The organism is Pigmentiphaga litoralis, from assembly GCF_013408655.1.
Taxonomy (GTDB): Bacteria; Pseudomonadota; Gammaproteobacteria; order Burkholderiales; family Burkholderiaceae_B; genus Pigmentiphaga; species Pigmentiphaga litoralis_A.
This window is the reverse complement of the sequence record NZ_JACCBP010000001.1, coordinates 2,481,330-2,497,429: the sequence shown is the minus strand read 5'-3', so window position 1 is coordinate 2,497,429 and position 16,100 is coordinate 2,481,330. Positions and strand designations below refer to the sequence as shown.

At 65.4% G+C, this 16,100-nt stretch carries 16 protein-coding genes; 12 read left to right on the top strand and 4 right to left on the bottom strand.

Annotated elements, in window-relative coordinates; all coding sequences use genetic code 11:
- Nucleotides 1-9: 9 nt before the first annotated feature.
- Genes HD883_RS11200 through HD883_RS11180 form a run of 5 tightly spaced genes read left to right on the top strand, consistent with a single transcriptional unit; the run spans nt 10 to nt 4,642 of the window.
- The gene (locus HD883_RS11200; RefSeq protein ID WP_179585526.1) at nt 10-888 is read left to right on the top strand and encodes an FAD binding domain-containing protein; all 879 of its coding nucleotides are present in this window, start codon (nt 10-12) and stop codon (nt 886-888) included.
- Nucleotides 885-3,215, top strand: coding sequence for a xanthine dehydrogenase family protein molybdopterin-binding subunit (locus HD883_RS11195; RefSeq protein ID WP_257022141.1), 2,331 nt, complete (start codon nt 885-887; stop codon nt 3,213-3,215). The genes HD883_RS11200 and HD883_RS11195 overlap by 4 nt, the downstream gene beginning before the upstream one ends.
- A 1-nt stretch (nt 3,216) precedes the next feature.
- Nucleotides 3,217-3,714 carry a (2Fe-2S)-binding protein gene (locus HD883_RS11190; RefSeq protein WP_179585528.1) on the top strand — a complete coding sequence of 166 codons (498 nt, stop codon included), beginning with the start codon at nt 3,217-3,219 and terminating at the stop codon, nt 3,712-3,714.
- Nucleotides 3,714-4,265, top strand: a complete 552-nt coding sequence (locus tag HD883_RS11185; protein ID WP_179585530.1) for an SRPBCC family protein — start codon at nt 3,714-3,716, stop codon at nt 4,263-4,265. The genes HD883_RS11190 and HD883_RS11185 overlap by 1 nt, the downstream gene beginning before the upstream one ends.
- A gap of 14 nt (nt 4,266-4,279) precedes the next feature.
- Nucleotides 4,280-4,642: a RidA family protein gene (locus HD883_RS11180; protein WP_179585532.1), complete on the top strand. Its 363-nt coding sequence runs from the start codon at nt 4,280-4,282 to the stop codon at nt 4,640-4,642.
- Between the two features lie 6 nt (nt 4,643-4,648).
- On the opposite strand, the gene HD883_RS11175 is transcribed toward HD883_RS11180, so the two are convergent.
- Both HD883_RS11175 and gcvA read right to left on the bottom strand, forming a co-directional pair.
- The gene (locus HD883_RS11175; RefSeq protein ID WP_179585533.1) at nt 4,649-6,241 is read right to left on the bottom strand and encodes a class I adenylate-forming enzyme family protein; all 1,593 of its coding nucleotides are present in this window, start codon (nt 6,239-6,241) and stop codon (nt 4,649-4,651) included.
- 18 nt (nt 6,242-6,259) lie between these two features.
- Complete coding sequence (gcvA, locus tag HD883_RS11170; RefSeq protein WP_179585535.1) at nt 6,260-7,162, bottom strand: transcriptional regulator GcvA; 903 nt, start codon at nt 7,160-7,162, stop codon at nt 6,260-6,262.
- A 56-nt stretch (nt 7,163-7,218) separates the two neighbouring features.
- On the opposite strand from gcvA, the gene HD883_RS11165 reads away from it, so the two are divergent.
- The 7 genes from HD883_RS11165 to HD883_RS11135 all read left to right on the top strand — a co-directional run bounded on the left by HD883_RS11165 (nt 7,219) and on the right by HD883_RS11135 (nt 13,621).
- Entirely contained in the window at nt 7,219-7,662 is a 444-nt protein-coding gene (locus HD883_RS11165; RefSeq protein ID WP_179588609.1) for a PaaI family thioesterase, read from the top strand.
- 177 nt (nt 7,663-7,839) lie between these two features.
- Nucleotides 7,840-8,847 (top strand): Bug family tripartite tricarboxylate transporter substrate binding protein, encoded by a 1,008-nt coding sequence (locus HD883_RS11160; protein ID WP_179585537.1) that lies wholly within the window; start codon nt 7,840-7,842, stop codon nt 8,845-8,847.
- A 175-nt stretch (nt 8,848-9,022) separates the two neighbouring features.
- Complete coding sequence (locus HD883_RS11155) at nt 9,023-9,796, top strand: ABC transporter ATP-binding protein (protein WP_179585539.1); 774 nt, start codon at nt 9,023-9,025, stop codon at nt 9,794-9,796.
- Entirely contained in the window at nt 9,793-10,506 is a 714-nt protein-coding gene (locus HD883_RS11150) for an ABC transporter ATP-binding protein (RefSeq protein ID WP_179585541.1), read from the top strand. Before HD883_RS11155 ends, HD883_RS11150 begins: the two co-directional genes overlap by 4 nt.
- A gap of 30 nt (nt 10,507-10,536) precedes the next feature.
- Nucleotides 10,537-11,754: an ABC transporter substrate-binding protein gene (locus HD883_RS11145; protein ID WP_179585543.1), complete on the top strand. Its 1,218-nt coding sequence runs from the start codon at nt 10,537-10,539 to the stop codon at nt 11,752-11,754.
- Nucleotides 11,751-12,638, top strand: a complete 888-nt coding sequence (locus HD883_RS11140) for a branched-chain amino acid ABC transporter permease (RefSeq protein WP_179585545.1) — start codon at nt 11,751-11,753, stop codon at nt 12,636-12,638. The genes HD883_RS11145 and HD883_RS11140 overlap by 4 nt, the downstream gene beginning before the upstream one ends.
- Entirely contained in the window at nt 12,635-13,621 is a 987-nt protein-coding gene (locus HD883_RS11135) for a branched-chain amino acid ABC transporter permease (protein ID WP_179585547.1), read from the top strand. Before HD883_RS11140 ends, HD883_RS11135 begins: the two co-directional genes overlap by 4 nt.
- Nucleotides 13,622-13,627: 6 nt before the next feature.
- Here HD883_RS11135 and HD883_RS11130 read toward each other — a convergent pair whose 3' ends face one another.
- Both HD883_RS11130 and HD883_RS11125 read right to left on the bottom strand, forming a co-directional pair.
- Nucleotides 13,628-14,917, bottom strand: coding sequence for a M28 family peptidase (locus HD883_RS11130; protein ID WP_179585549.1), 1,290 nt, complete (start codon nt 14,915-14,917; stop codon nt 13,628-13,630).
- 143 nt (nt 14,918-15,060) lie between these two features.
- Nucleotides 15,061-16,041, bottom strand: coding sequence for a Bug family tripartite tricarboxylate transporter substrate binding protein (locus HD883_RS11125; RefSeq protein ID WP_179585551.1), 981 nt, complete (start codon nt 16,039-16,041; stop codon nt 15,061-15,063).
- Nucleotides 16,042-16,100 lie beyond the last annotated feature (59 nt).

Here is a 16,100-nt window from a genome sequence, read left to right as displayed (position 1 = left end):
GACGACCGTATGGCCCCCTTTGAATTCGTGGTTCCGACCACTCTGCCCGAGGCGATCGCCCTGCTCGATCCCGACGATCCCGGTGTGCGCCCGGTTGGCGGCGCGACCGCCGTCATGCTGATGATGAAGGCTGGCGTGCTTCAGCTGACCCGCATGGTCAGCCTGCGCCGCCTGGAAGCGGCCCACTCCGAGGTGTCGGTGGGCGCCGATGGCCAACTGCAGATCGGTGGCTTTGCGACGCTGTCCAGCCTGGAACATTCGCCAGTGGTGCAAGAAGGCTGGCCGGTGCTGACCCGCACGTTCAAGACGCTGTCGAACATCCGCGTCCGCAACGTGGCGACCCTGGGCGGCAACCTGGCGCACGGCGATCCGCACATGGACATGCCGCCGGTATTGAGCGCGCTCAATGCCAGCGTGGTGCTGACCGGTCCGGCGGGCGAACGCACCGTCAAGGTTGAAGACCTGTACACCGGCTATTACGAGACCGTCGTGAAGCGCGATGAATTGATCACCCGCATCGTGGTGCCGCCGCAAGGCCGTCAGCATGCTGCGTATATGAAGGTCACGACGCGTGCCGCGCACGACTGGCCGGCGCTGGGCGTGGCCGTGGTGCTGGACATGGCGGGCGACTCCGTCAACGGGGCGAGCCTGATCGTGGGCGCCGCCACCGATCGGCCCACCCGGCTGACGGATGCCGAAGCCATGCTGCGCGGCGAAGCCTTGACCGACGAATTGCTGCGCGCCGCCGGCGACAGCGCCGCGCGCCAGCTGGACATCGTGGGCGACGCGCACGGGTCGGCCGCGTACAAGAAACAGTTGCTGCGGGTGTACCTGGGCCGGGCGATCCGCAAGGCGATCGCGGCCTCTGACAGCAAGGAGCATGCATGAACGCCAACGATGCAATCACCCGGGACGCCGCGGGCCATGACGGAATGACGCGGGAGACGCGTCAGGTCGGCCGGTCGCTGGGGCGGCTGGAAGCCCGCAGCAAGGTCACGGGCAAGGCCGAATACATCCACAACCTGGTGCTGCCGCGCATGCTGCACGCCAAGATCCTGCGCAGCCCGGTGGCCCATGCGCACCTGCGCGGCATCGACACGTCGGCGGCGCGCGCCATGCCGGGGGTGCATGCGGTGATCACGTCCGAAGACGTGCTGCGCATCATCCCGGAACCCTACTTTGGTCCCGCCTTCCACGACCAGCCCATCCTGGCGATCGGCAAGGTGCACTATGTGGGCGAGCCCGTGGCCGTGGTGCTGGCCGACGATCCGCACGTGGCCGAAGAGGCGCTGCACCTGATCGTTGTCGATTACGACGAATTGCCGGCGGTGTTCGACGAGGTCGAAGCGTGGTCGCCTGATGTGGTGGTGCATGACCGCCTGAAGCCTGCTGGCACCTTTCCTGACCTGAAGCACCTGGAAGGGCGCACGCAGACCAACGTCGCGCTGGACTTCCGGGTGCGCAAGGGCGACGTGGCCAAGGCCTTTGCCGAAGCCGATCATGTGTTCGAGCACACCTTCCGCACGCAGCAGGTAATGCACACGCCGCTTGAACCCATGATCAGCGTGGCCGAGCCTTTCGACGACGCGATCACGCTGCACACCGCGTCGCAAAGCCCGTCGTTCGTGCGCATCGAAATCGCGCGCCTGCTGGGCTGGCCCGAGAACAAGGTGCGCGTGCGCACGGGGATCCTGGGCGGCGGTTTCGGGGCCAAGCTGTACATCAAGCTGGAAGCCCTGGCCGCCGCTTTGGCCTTGCTGGTCCGCCGCCCGGTGCGCGTGGCGCTGACCATGGAAGAGCAGTTCTTCACGATCACCAAACACGCCACCACCTTCCGCATGAAGACGGCGGTGACCCGGGAAGGCCAGATCACCGGCCGCGAATGCGAGGTGTGGTGGAACGGCGGCGCGGTCGCCGATATTGGTCCGCGCGTGACGCAGAAGTCGGGCTTTACCGCGACCGGCCCCTACGAGATCGACAACGTCAGCATCGATTCGTACGCGGTCTACACCAACCTGCCGCCGGCCGGCGCATTCCGCGGCTTTGGCATTCCGCAGATGGTATGGGCCTATGAAAGCCAGGCCGACATGATTGCGCGGGCGCTGAAGATGGATCCGGTGGCCTTCCGCCGCAAGAACCTGCTGCGCGAAGGCCGTGCCCACCCGACCGGCACCATCATGCATGACGCGGCGCTGACGCTGTGCCTGGACCGGATCGCCGATCGCATGAAGTGGGATGCGCCGTTCGATCGCGGCACGCCCAAGCTGCGCCGCGGGCGGGGCATTGGCATCGGCTTCAAGGCCTGCGTCGCGCCGACCACATCGGTTGCGATCGTCAACCTGTCGGCCGATGGCAGCTGCATCGTGTATTCCAGTACGGTCGACATGGGGCAGGGGTCGGACACCGCCATTGCGATGATGGCTGGCGACGTGCTGGGCATTCCGGCTGAAACGATCAAGGTGATCCATCCGGATACCGACGTGACGCCGTACGACATGGCGACGCTGGGTTCGCGGTCGACCTTCCACATGGGCCATGCGGTGCGCCTGGCGGCCGAGGATGCCAAGGCCAACCTGGAAGCACTGGCCCTGCAGGTCGGCCTGCCCGCCACAGCCACCGCCGCGCAAGTGCTGCCCAAGAAGTACGGCATGCAGGCCGGCAATATCGTGGGGGTGGGCAGCTACATTCCGACCTACAAGTCCCCGGACCACGACACGGGCCAGTCCGAGAACATCACCCCGAACTGGATGGTGGGCGCCTGCGGTGTCGAGATCGAAGTCGATACCGAAACCGGCCAACTCAAGGTGATCCGCTTCGAAAATGTGGTGGACTGCGGCACGGCGATCAACCCGCTGGTCGTCGACACGCAGATTTCCGGCGCGGCCATCATGCAGCTGGGCAGCGCGCTGCTCGAAGACATGGAGTTCGATGCACAGGGGCAACTGCGCAACGCTTCGTTCTCGGAATACAAGATCCCGGGCATCCACGACATCCCGAATGTGATCGGCCGCGAGATCGCCGATGCCTACCAGTCCAACGGCCCGTTCGGCGCCAAGGGCGTGGGCGAAAGCGCGACCTTTGGCGTGGCCTCGGCTATCGCGGAAGCGATCGAAGATGCTGTTGGCGTGCGCCTGACCTCGCTGCCGCTGCGCCCCGAAGCGGTTTACCGCGCGATGGCCGCGGCCCGCAACGAACCTTTACCCGACGAGGAATGACATGAGTGCGACATCCACCGTGATTCACTTCGTGCTGAACGCCGAGCCGGTGTCGGTCGAAGTCGAGACCAATGAAACCCTGCTGGAAGTGGTGCGGGACCGCTATGCGCTGGTGGGCTGCCGCGAAAGCTGCGGCCAGGGCCTTTGCGGCTGCTGCACCCTGATCGTGGACGGCCAGAGCGTGTCGGGCTGTCTGTATCCGGCGCCGTTTGCCGACGGCGCGGAAGTCATGACGGTCGAGCACCTGGATGCATCGGGCACGCTGGACCCGATTCAGGAAGCCTTCATCCAGTGCGGCGCCTTCCAGTGCGGCTTCTGCACGTCGGGCTTCATTTTGATGAGCCGCGAGCTCCTGGACCGCAATCCGGATCCTTCGGAAGACGAGATCCGCAATGCGCTGTCGGGTAACCTATGCCGCTGCGGCGCCTATCCCGAAATCATCAAGGCCGTTCAACTGGCCGCGACCCTGCGGCGCGCCACACTCGAGGAAGTGCACTGATGGAACTCAAAGGCGAACAGATCCTGGCGCTGCCCCGCGAGCAGGTGTGGGCCGCATTGAACGATCCGGCGGTGCTCAAGCAGTGCGTGCCCGGGTGCGACACGTTCGAACCCGAAGGCGACAACGCCTACAAGGTCGTGATGACCGCGTCGGTCGGGCCGGTCAAGGCGCGCTTCAACGGCGCGCTGACCCTGTCGGATATCGAACCGCCGGTGTCGTACAAGCTGGCATTCACGGGCTCGGGCGGCGCGGCGGGATTCGGCAAGGGCAGTGCGCAGGTGGCGCTGGCCGAGGTCGATGCCGGCACGTCCCTGACCTATTCGGTGCAGGCGCAGGTGGGCGGCAAGCTGGCGCAGGTGGGCGCGCGGCTGATCGATGGCGTGGCCAAGAAGATGGCCGACGAATTTTTTACGCGGTTTTCAAAAGTGGTTGCCGCCCCAGCCGAGTCCGACGCGCACGCATCGAACCCGGACGGCACGGCATCCGAAGCATCCGCAGATGCCCCGGCCGACGCGGCGGCGAAGCCGTCGCGGTGGTGGTCGCGGTCATGACACAACGAGGAACCATGGACTTCATCAAAAGCGAGAAGGTACCCGCCCCAGGCGGTCATTATTCCCAGGCCGTGCATGCCAACGGCGTCGTCTATGTGTCGGGCGTGCTGCCTGGCGACACGATCAAGGAAGACTTCGAAGCCCAGGTGCGCGAGGTGCTCACCCGCTGCACGCACGTGCTGGAAGCCGCCGGGTGTTCCCTGACGGACGTGGCGCAATGCACGGCGTACATCGTCGGCACCGCGCACTGGCCGCACTTCAACCGCATCTATGCCGAAGTGTTCGGTGACCACCGTCCGGCACGTGCCGTGGTGCCGGTGCCCGAGCTGCATTACGGTGCTCTGGTCGAAGTGCAGATGGTGGCGCATCGCCCGTAACGGGGCTTACTCCAGGTCGTCTTGCGGGGTGTCGCCCTGCGTGGCGGTCCACCACAAGGCCTTGAGCCGGTCGCGCAGCAGCTTGCCCCGGTCGCTGCGCGGCAGGGCATCGACCACGATGATTTCCTTGGGCGTCTTTTCATTCGGCAGCCGCGCTGCGGCGTAGGCGAGCAAGGCGTCGGCATCGAAGGGGGCTGAACCGAAGGGCGCCGTCGGTGATGGCACCACAAAGCCGACCACTTCCTGCCCGAAGATGGCATCGGGCCGGCCCATCGCGGCCGCATCGATCACGCCCGGATACGACAGCAGCACATCCTCGATTTCTTGTGGCAGCATCTTGACCCCGCCCCGGATGATCAGGTCGTCGCTGCGGCCGACGATGTGCAGAAAGCCGGCGTCGTCTTCGACCGCCACATCGCGCGTCCGATACGGCGCGCCGCGGATGGGCAGCAGCTTGCCTTCCATGGTCCATTGACCGATCGCCAACTGGATGCCCGATGCCACGATCTGGCCTTCCTGGCCCGGCTTGCAGGGCGACCCGTTGGCGTCCGCAAGGATGACGTCGGCGTGCAGGGCCCGTTGTCCGACCGTGCCGATGGCGCGCCGGTCCGGGCGATTGCCGGCGACCCAGCCGGTTTCGGACGACCCATACAGATTCATCAGCGGCACGCCAAACCGAGCTTCGAAACGTTCCCACTGCACGGGCGACAAGGGGCCGGTGCTGCTCGTCATGATGCGCAGACTGCCGAGGTCGCTCGCGGCCGGGCCCTGACTGCCAGCCAGGAGGATGTTGATCACCGCCGGCACCGCCGCGCATCCGGTCACCTGGTTCGCGGCGACCCAGTGCGCAAACCGGCTGCGCGAAAAGCGCTTTGCCACATGCAACGTCATGCCGGTCTGCAAAAAAGGCAGCAGGCTGAGGATCTGCGCCGAATACCAGTTGAAGGACCGGAATTCCAGCCACCGGTCGTCGGCTGACAGGCCCAGGAAGTCCACGCCCGACAGGCCGTTGTACCAATACGCGGCATGGTCATACACGATGATCTTGGGCAGGCCGGTGGTGCCCGACGTGCAGCACATGGCGGCCAGATCATCCGGGCCCGGCGCGGCGGGAAGCGTCGCAGCCGAGGGATCGACGGTGGCCGGGATGCGAGCCAGGTCGATACCCTGCGGGTCCGGCAGGTCGCCTCGGCCCCACAGCACGACACGGCTGCGCCAGGGTGCCGGCAGCGCGTCGGCCGCGGTGTCCGGGCTGCACAGCAGCAGCACCGGATCGATTGCCGTCAGCATGGGCACCGTCGCTGCCGCGCCGATGAATGTCAGGTCAACCGGACAGACCACCGCGCCGATGCGCCATGCGCCCAGCCACATCAGCAGCTTGTCGAGACCGTTGTCACCGACAAGCATCACCCGGCCGCCGCGCGGCACGCCCAGAGCGACCAGGCGCGCCGCGATGGCATCGACGGTGCCCGCCAGCGCGTCGAAACCGATATGGGCCCCGGTGTCGACATCCACGATGGCAGGCTTGGCGCCGAAGCGCTGCCTGTGGGCCTCGAGCAGGCGATCAAGCGGCGTAAAGGGCAGGGCGTGTGCGGTCATGGCACTGCCGACAGCATGTCAGGTCGCATGGCTGAAATACGAAAGCGCCCAGTCACGAAAGGCCCGCACCTTGTCCTGCTTGCTCTTGGACGTCGGCGAGGTGACGTAGTAGCTGGAGCTGGAATTGACCCGGACATCGAAAGGCTCGACCAGTTGGCCGCGCGCCAGGTCGCGATCGATCAGCGGCGTGCGGCCGATGGCGATCCCCACGCCTTCCACCGCGGCCGATAGCGAGGTCAGTTGCAGATGGAACACCGACTCGCCGTGGAATTCGGCATGCGCCATGCCGGCGGCTTCAAGCCACTTGGGCCAGTCGTCCTGATACATGGAATAGAAGTAGGTGCGGACCTGGCGCAGCGCCTTCAGCACCTCGGCCGGCTGGCGGCCTTGCAGCCCGTCAAGCAGGCGCGGCGCACAGACCGGAAAGAACTGTTCGGTGTGCAGCAGATCGGCTCGCACCGACGGCCAGCGGCCCGACCCATAACGGATGGCCACGTCGTAGGTGTTGCGCTCGAATTCGTCGAAAGTCGCGCTGGTGGCCAGGTGCACGGTGATGTCCGGATGCCGGTCCTGGAAATCGGGTAGCGCGGGGATCAGACAGGTCGTGGCGTAGGTCGGCAGGCAGGTGACCGTCAGCACGGTGTTGGTCTTGTTCTTGCGCGTGCGTTCGGTGGCCAGCGACAGGACCGAGATCGCATCGTTGACCGACACCAGGTATTCGCGCGCCGCCGGGGTCAAGGACAGCGCATTGCGCACCCGCACGAACAGCTTGGTGCCCAGCCGGTCTTCCAGCGTCTTGATCTGGTGGCTGATGGCCGTCTGCGTCAGTTCCAGTTCCTGCGCGGCCCGGGTAAAGCTCAGGTGGCGCGCGGCCGCTTCGAACGCGAGCAGGCTCTGGAGGGAGGGCAGGTACGGTCTCATGGGCGATCGGTATGCGACTCTGGACGTGGGATGCGACAGTATGCATCATCGTTGCGATGCACAACCATCCTGCGTTTATCATCCATTCCGGCCTCACCCATTCACCTTGCGAGCATGTCGTGGACAATCCTTTTCTTGAACTGCTGAACGTTGAGCACACGGTCTGGCGCGAAGGCTACTCGGAGTTCGAGATGGCGATCACGCCGGCCGTGCTGAACCGCCAGCGCGTGCTGCAGGGCGGCGTCATCTCCACCCTGCTCGACGCCGCCTGCGGCTATTCGGGGCTCTACAGTCCCGATGCCGATACCCCCATCCATGGCTTCACGCTGTCGCTGACCATGAATTTCCTGGACAAGGGATTGGGCGACCGCATCACCGCCAAGGGCTATCTGGAACGCAAGGGCAAGTCGGTATTCTTTGCGCGCGGCGAAGCCTGGGTCGACTCCCGCATCCTGATCGCCACTGCGCTGGGCACCTTCAAGTACGTCCGCAGCCGCTAGTTCCGCGGCGCCCGTCGCCCCTTGATGGACCATGAAAACGGTTCATCGTCCCCATGAGAAATGATCGTTTGCAGCGCCCGTGCGTGCGACCGATGATGCGCTCGAAGCCACCACGCCGACCGGCGCGGCGGGTCCGGGCGCAGACCCGGCGATCGACACAGACAAGGGAGCACGGGGATGACACGCAGCAGGCTGGGGCGCTTGAGCGCAGTGGGAATGAAGCTGGCAGTGCTGGCGGGACTGGCGTCCGGATGCGCCGCGGCCATGGCGCAGACGCCGGCCGCAAGCTACCCGACCCGCCCGATCCGGGTAGTCGTACCGTTCGCGCCAGGTGGCGTGGTAGACGTGACCGCGCGCCTGCTGGCGCAGAAGATGACGGAGCGGCTGGGCTGGCAGGTTGTCGTGGAAAATCGTCCGGGTGGTAATGGCTTCATTGCGGTCACGCAAGTGGCCAAGGCGCCCGCCGACGGCTATACCCTGCTCATGGCGCACACCGGCGAATTCGCCGTGAACCCGGCCATGTTCCCGAACATTCCGTATGACCTGAAGCGCGACTTCACGGCCATCACGATGGTCAACGACACGCCCATGCTGCTGGTCGCCAACAGTTCGGCGCCATTCAACACCTTCCCGGAAATGCTGGCCGCCGCCCGCCAGGCGCCGGGCACGATTGCCTATTCGTCGCCGGGCAACGGCAGCATCAACCATCTGGCGGGTGAATGGATTGCGCTGGAAGGTGGCGTCAAGCTCCTCCATATTCCGTACAAGGGCGGATCGCCAGCCGTGGCCGCGGTGGCCGCGGGCGAAGTGCCGCTGGGGGTGGTTGCCGTGCCCGCGATCCTGCCGCACCTGAAGTCCGGGCGCATCAAGGTGATCGGGCTGACCACCGCCAAACGTTCGCCCATCTATCCGGAATGGGTCACCGCGCAGGAAGCCGGCATCAAGAACGTGGACGCCTCGAACTGGGTCGGCCTGTTCGCGCCGAAGGACGTGCCGGCCGCGATCGTGCAGACCCTGCACCGCGAAGTGGCGACCACCCTGGCGCTGGACGACGTCAAGAAGCGCTTTGCAGAAAACGGCGCCGAGACCGGGGGCATGCCGTCCGCAGAATTCCTGGCGCGGATCGATGCCGATGCAGCGCGGGTGCGCGAGGTCGTGCAAAAGGCGCAGATCAAGCCTGAATAAGGGCAGTCTCAAGTCAGGTCATAAATCGGGGAACGGAAGCGCGCAAGGGGCGGCAGACTGACACCGGTCATGACCCACGCGTTATCTCAGGGACGGGCGCTCGGGCAAACACCTATGCTCTAACGGCATGGATTTCCTCCACAATGGATCCACCCGACCCTGTGACCTGCGCCCCATGAGTGACCTGATACTGGAAACGCAGTCCCTGACCAAAGCCTTCAAAGGCTTCGTCGCTGTCAGCGACGTCAACCTGAAAGTGCGCCGCGGCAGCATCCACGCATTGATCGGTCCCAATGGCGCCGGCAAAACCACCTGCTTCAACCTGCTCACCAAATTCCTGCCGCCCACGTCCGGGCGCATCCTGTTCAATGGGGATGACATCACGCGGGAACGGCCGGCCCAGGTGGCCCGCCGCGGCATCATTCGTTCCTTCCAGATTTCCGCCGTCTTTCCGCACCTGACCGCGCTTGAAAACGTGCGGATCGGGCTGCAGCGCGCCACCGGCGAGTCCTATCGTTTCTGGCGCAGCGAACAGCGCCTGACCCGGCTCGACCCGCGCGCCCGCGAACTGCTGGCCGATGTCGACCTGTCCGCGTTTGCCGATACCCTGGCGGTCAACCTGCCGTATGGCCGCAAACGCGCGCTGGAAATCGCGACCACGCTCGCCATGGAACCGGAACTGATGCTGCTGGATGAACCCACGCAAGGCATGGGACACGAAGACGTCGACCGGGTCACGCAACTGATCAAGCAGGTCAGCGCCGGCCGCACCATCCTGATGGTCGAACACAATATGAAGGTGATTGCATCGATCGCCGACACCATTACTGTGCTGTCGCGCGGCGCGGTGCTGGCCGAAGGCACCTATGACGTGGTGTCGCGCAATCCCGAAGTGATGCAGGCCTATATGGGCACGACCGACGCCGAGCTTGAAGGGGCGCACGCATGACCGCGGCCCTGAAGCTGCAGGGGCTCAATGCCTGGTATGGCGAGTCGCACATCCTGCATGGCGTCGATCTGGAAGTGCAGCGGGGCGAAGTCGTCACGCTGCTGGGCCGCAACGGCGCCGGCCGCACGACCACGCTGCGCGCCGTGCTGGGGCTGACCGGATCGCGCAAGGGGTCGGTCAAGATCCATGGTGTCGAAGCCATCGACATGCCGACCCACCGCATTGCCCACCTGGGCGTGGGCTACTGCCCTGAAGAACGCGGCATCTTTTCGTCGCTGACCTGCCAGGAAAACCTGATGCTGCCGCCGCCGCTTGCGCGGGCCGAGCAGGGCAATGCCATGTCGATCGACGAGATCTACGCGATGTTCCCGAACCTGTACGAACGGCGCGATTCGCCCGGTACGCGGTTGTCGGGCGGCGAGCAACAGATGCTGGCCGTGGCGCGGATCCTGCGCACGGGCGCAAATCTGCTGCTGCTGGACGAGATTTCGGAAGGGCTTGCCCCCGTGATCGTGCAGACCCTGGCCCGCATGATCGTCGCGCTCAAGGCGCGCGGCTACACCATCGTGATGGTCGAACAGAATTTCCGTTTCGCGGCGCCGCTGGCCGATCGCTTCTATGTGATGGAGCACGGCGGCATTGTCGAGACGTTCGCGGCATCCGAGCTTGCCGCCCGGCAGGACACGCTGCACCAATTGTTAGGCGTCTGACCCGCTTTTCCACATGACTGGAGACACACCATGAAGACCCGCATCCTTGCCGCCATAGCGGCGACCGGACTTGCCCTTGGCGCTCCCGCGCAGGCGCAGGCGCCCAAGATCTCCAACGACACGATCAAGATCGGGTTCATCACGGACGGGTCCAGCGTGTATGCCGACATCGACGGGCCGGCGGGCGCCGAGGCGATCCGCATGGCCATTGCCGATGCCGGCGGCCAGATCAACGGCAAGAAGATCGAACTGCTGTACGCCGACCACCAGAACAAGCCGGACGTGGCGTCGGCCCGTGCCCGCGAATGGTTCGACCAGCAAGGCGTGGACATGCTGATCGGCGGCACCAACTCGGCGGCGGCCCTGGCCATGGCCAAGATCGCAACCGAAAAGAAAAAGCCCTACATCGTGATCGGCGCCGGATCGTCGCGCCTGACCAATGAAGACTGCTCGCCCTACATTGTCCACTATGCCTACGACACGGTCGCGCTGGCGCGCGGCACGGGGTCGGCCGTGGTGGCCCAGGGCGGCAAGAGCTGGTATTTCCTGACCGCCGACTATGCCTTCGGCCACTCGCTTGAAGCCGACACCAGCACGGTGGTCAAGGCCAACGGCGGCCAGGTGCTTGGCGCGATCCGCGCCCCGCTGGCCTCGTCGGACTTTTCGTCCTTCCTGCTGCAGGCGCAGTCGTCCAAGGCGCAGGTGCTGGGCCTGGCGAACGCGGGCGGCGACTTCATCAACTCGGTCAAGGCCGCGAATGAATTCGGCCTGACCAAGACGATGAAGCTGGCCGGATTGCTGGTGTTCATCAACGACATCCACACGCTGGGGCTGCAGGCCACCCAAGGTCTGTACCTGACCGACGGCTGGTACTGGGACCAGAACGCCGACTCGCGCGCCTGGGCCGCGAAGTTCGAACAGAAGGTCAAGCGCAAGCCGTCGTCGCTGCAGGCAGCCGACTACTCGGCGGCGTCGCTGTTCCTGAACGCGGTCAAGGCCACGGGCACCGATGACGGCGACGAAGTCATGAAGTGGTTCAAGTCGAACAAGGTCAATGACATGTTCGCCAAGGGCGGCACCATCCGCGCCGACGGCCGCATGGTCTACGACATGTATCTCTTCCAGGTCAAGACGCCGGCCGAATCGAAGGCGCCTTGGGACTATTACAAGGTGGCGCAGACGCTGCCCGGCGACAAGGTCTACACGACGCCGGCTGAATCCAAGTGCTCGCTCATGAAGAAGTCATGACAGACATTTTCGGCATTCCGATCCAGGCCCTGCTCGGGCAACTGCTGCTTGGCCTGGTGAACGGCTCGTTCTACGCCGTGCTCTCGCTCGGCCTGGCCGTCATCTTCGGCTTGCTGAACGTGATCAATTTTGCGCACGGTGCGCTGTACATGGTCGGGGCCTTTGCCGCCTGGATGGGGCTGACCTACTTCGGGATCAACTACTGGGTCATGCTGGTGGTGGCCCCGATGGTGGTGGGGCTGATCGGCATCGTGATCGAAAAGACGATGCTGCGCTGGCTCTACCGGCTCGACCATGTGTATGGGCTGCTGCTGACCTTCGGGTTGACGCTGCTGCTTGAAGGCCTGTTCCGCAGCTTCTTTGGCGTATCGGGCAAGTCCTATCCGGTGCCCGATCTGTTGCGGGGCGCCACCAATCTTGGCTTCATGGTGCTGCCCAACTACCGGGCGTGGGTGGTGGTGGCGTCGTTGGTAGTCTGCCTGGCGACCTGGTTCGTGATCGAGCGCACCAAGCTGGGCGCGTACCTGCGGGCCGGGACCGAGAACCCGCGGCTGGTCGAAGCCTTCGGGATCAACGTGCCGCTGATGGTCACGCTCACCTATGGCTTTGGCGTGGCGCTGGCCGGCTTTGCGGGCGTGCTGGCCGCGCCCATCCTGCAGGTGTCGCCGCTCATGGGTACCAACCTCATCATCACGGTATTCGCGGTGGTGGTGATCGGCGGCATGGGGTCCATCCTGGGGGCGATCCTGACCGGGCTCGGACTGGGCGTGGTCGAAGGGCTGACCAAGGTGTTCTATCCGGAAGCGTCGAGCACGGTCGTGTTCGTGCTGATGGTGCTGGTGTTGCTTACCCGGCCCGCGGGCCTTTTCGGGAAAACCAAATGAACCGCCGACTCTTGGCCTGCGTCGTGCTGGTGGTCATTGCCGGCATGCTGCCGCTCATGAACGTGTATCCGATCTTCGTGATGAAGGTCATGTGTTATGCGCTGTTCGCCTGCGCTTTCAATCTGTTGATGGGGTACACGGGGCTGCTGTCCTTCGGTCATGCGGCGTTTCTGGGGAGTGCGGCGTATGCCACCGGCTATGCGCTCAAGACCTGGGGGCTGCCGACCGAACTGGGCATCCTGTTCGGCGTGGCGGTGGCGGCGGGGGTGGGCTATGTGATGGGCGCGCTGGCCATCCGCCGCAGTGGCATCTACTTTTCGATGATCACGCTGGCGCTGGCGCAGATGCTGTACTTCTTCTTTCTGCAGGCGCCGTTCACGGGCGGAGAAGACGGCTTGCAGTCGATTCCGCGCGGCACCCTGCTCGGGATCGTGGACTTGAGCAACGATCTGTCTCTGTATTACGTGGTGCTGGGCATCTTCGTGATCGGTCTGGCCATCATCTACCGCACGGTGCATTCGCCGTTCGGCCAGGTGCTCAAAGCCATCCGCGAAAACGAGCCGCGCGCGATCTCGTTGGGCTATGACGTGGACAGGTTCAAGCTGCTGGCGTTTGTGCTGTCGGCGGCGCTGGCCGGATTGGCGGGGTCGACCAAGGCCGTCATCTTCGTGTCGGCCACGCTCAGCGACGCGGTGTGGCAGGTGTCGGGCCTGGTGATCCTGATGACGCTGATCGGCGGCATGGGCACCTTGATCGGCCCGATCATCGGCGCCTTCATCATCGTGCTGCTGGAAAACAAGGTGGGCGAGTTCGGCACGTCGCTGGCCAGAATCACCGGCGTGGAATGGTTTGCCGGACTGGGCGAGTCGGTCACGATCGTGACCGGCCTCATCTTCGTGGTGTGCGTGCTGGCCTTCCGGCGCGGCATCGTCGGCGAACTGGGGGCGTTCATTGCCAGGCGGCGGGGGCAGTCCGCCGCCTAGGGGGCGTCAGGCCGTCCGGCGCTGCATCGCATCCAGTTCCGGGCCTGACATCGTCAGGCCTTGCCAGGCCATCGCGCACGTCACTTTCAACGCCTGCCGCAGTTCGGCTTCCTTCACGACAGCCGGCACGTCGCCGGGCGACAGGATGTTGTTGACCCGCGAGTCCGGCCGGTCAAAGCCCGCCAGCAGGCGCATGGCCGGGATGCCGTGGGCCGCAAAGTTGGCGTGGTCCGAGTTGGGCATCAGTGGCAGGTAGGTTGCCACCGGCACGTCGGCCAGCGCCGCGCTGTTCGCCACGAATCCTTCAAGCTCCGGAAAGTCGCTGATCAAGGCGGTCAGGCTGTCATCGCCCGCGACCGTGTCGAGGTTGATGTCGAGCTTGAGGTGTCCCAGTTCTTCAGCACTCAGGCCGCCCAGGTAACGGGCCGATCCGGCCAGCGCCCATTCTTCGGCCGAAAAAAAGCAGATCCGCAGACCATGCGTGCGATCGGACACGCGCGGCGCCAGCGCACGGGCGGCGGCCAGTGCGACGACCACACCGGTGGCGTTGTCGAGGGCGCTCTGACCCAGGTCGTGGCCGTCCATGTGGGCGCTGATGACGATGCGGTCATCGGTGCGGCCGGGCAGGTCCAGGATGCCGACGCCGGCCAGCGCATCGGGCAGTTCTTCGCCATGGATGACCAGACGCACGTGAGCCGGGCCGGCGGCGCAGGCTGTGGCGATACGTTCGCCGGACTCGAAGTCGATGTAGGCGGCGGGAATGCCCGGGCCGCCGCGCGCGCGGCCTGATGAACCCGACAGCAGGCCTTTGCCGGGCAGCGGGTTGGCGATCAGAAAGCCGATCGCGCCACGTGCAACGGCCAGGTCGTACTTGCGGCGGCGATGCATGTGGGTGGGGGAGAACGGGTATTCGTGCCGGACCAGCACGATCTTGCCGCGCACCGCGTCGCCCGCGCGGTCAAAGTCGTCGAGGCGGCCAATGCCCAGATCGAGTACCTCGCCAATCAGGCCGCCGTCCGGCGTGCTGAGGGAGCGCAGTAGCGGCTTGCAGGCGAGCGGGACGCCGGTGTCGTCGCCCTCCAGCAGATGCAAGCGCGCGTCCAGGCAGCGCCAGCCGTCATACGGCACATTCACACGGGACACCGTGCCGCCGGTTTCGCGCAGGCGGTCCAGCGCCCATGCCATCGCGGCGTCTTCCTGCCCGCTGCCGGCCAGGCGGCCGCCAAAGCCGCACAGCGTCGCAAAGTCGTTCATCAGCGCCGGGTCCTGCCCGGCGCGGTCTATCCAATCGCTCATTGTCATCCTTTGAATGAGAAGGTGGTCCCGTCGGCACGAGACCTCGTCAGCACGAGCCTTCATGGACGACTGGCCCGAAAGCGGGCCAGTGTCAACGGCGGGGCCCGTGCCGGGCCACCTGTGGGGGATGCGGCTCGGGCCGCTTATTCGAGTTTGATGTTGGCGCGCTCGACGACGCCCTTCCAGCGGGCCAGGTCGACCTTGACCAGGTTTTCCAGCGCGCGTGGGCTGGTGTCGGCCGGGGCCGTGACGCCAACGGCGCTCATGCGGGCCTTGACGCGGGTGGCTTGCATCACCTTGGTCATGGCCTGGCTCAGGGTGTCCAGCGTCTGCTTGTTGACGCCGGCCGGGGCAACCAGTCCCCACCAGCTTTCCACCGTCATGTTCGGAATGCCGGCTTCCTGGAAGGTCGGCACGTCGGGTGTGTCTTTCTGGCGCTGCGGGCTGCTGACCGCGATCGGGCGCAGGCGCTTGGCCTGGTACAGCGCGCTGGCGCTGGCCATGGTCGTAAAGCTGGTCTGGATCTGGCCGGCGGCCAGATCGTTGACGGCGGCGCCCGCGCCCTTGTAAGGCACATGCACCAGCTGGCTGCCGGTGTTGATCATGAACAGCTCGGCCATCAGGTGTGTCAGCGCGCCGTTGCCGCCGGACCCGATCGAGATGGTGCCGGGGCGGTCTTTCGCGGCCTTGACCAGTTCGGGCGCCGTCTTGACCGGGAACGACGGATTCACGAACAGATAGGTGGGCGCCACACCCAGCAAGGCGATCGGTGCAAAGTCTTTCTGTACGTCGTACTTCACGCGTTCGCGGTACAGCGCGGGCACGATGGTGAAGGGAACGTCGGCGATCAGCAGGGTGTAGCCGTCGGCCGCTTCGTTGGCGACGTAGCCGGTACCGATCATCGACCCCGCGCCGGCACGGTTTTCGACCACGACCGACTGGCCCAGCACGGCGCCAAGCTCATCGCTGATGGCCCGGGCGATAACGTCCGAACTGCCGCCGGCCACGTAGGGCACGACGATCTTGATCGGGCGGTCGGGGTAAGCGGCGTGGGCGGGTGCTGCCAACGTGGCGGCTGTCAGGCCGGCGGCCAGCAGTGCGGCAAGGGTATTCCTGGGATTCATGACGGTGCGTGCCTGGAAGTTCATCTTGCAGGCATTGTGCGGTTCGCCAGGCCGATGGA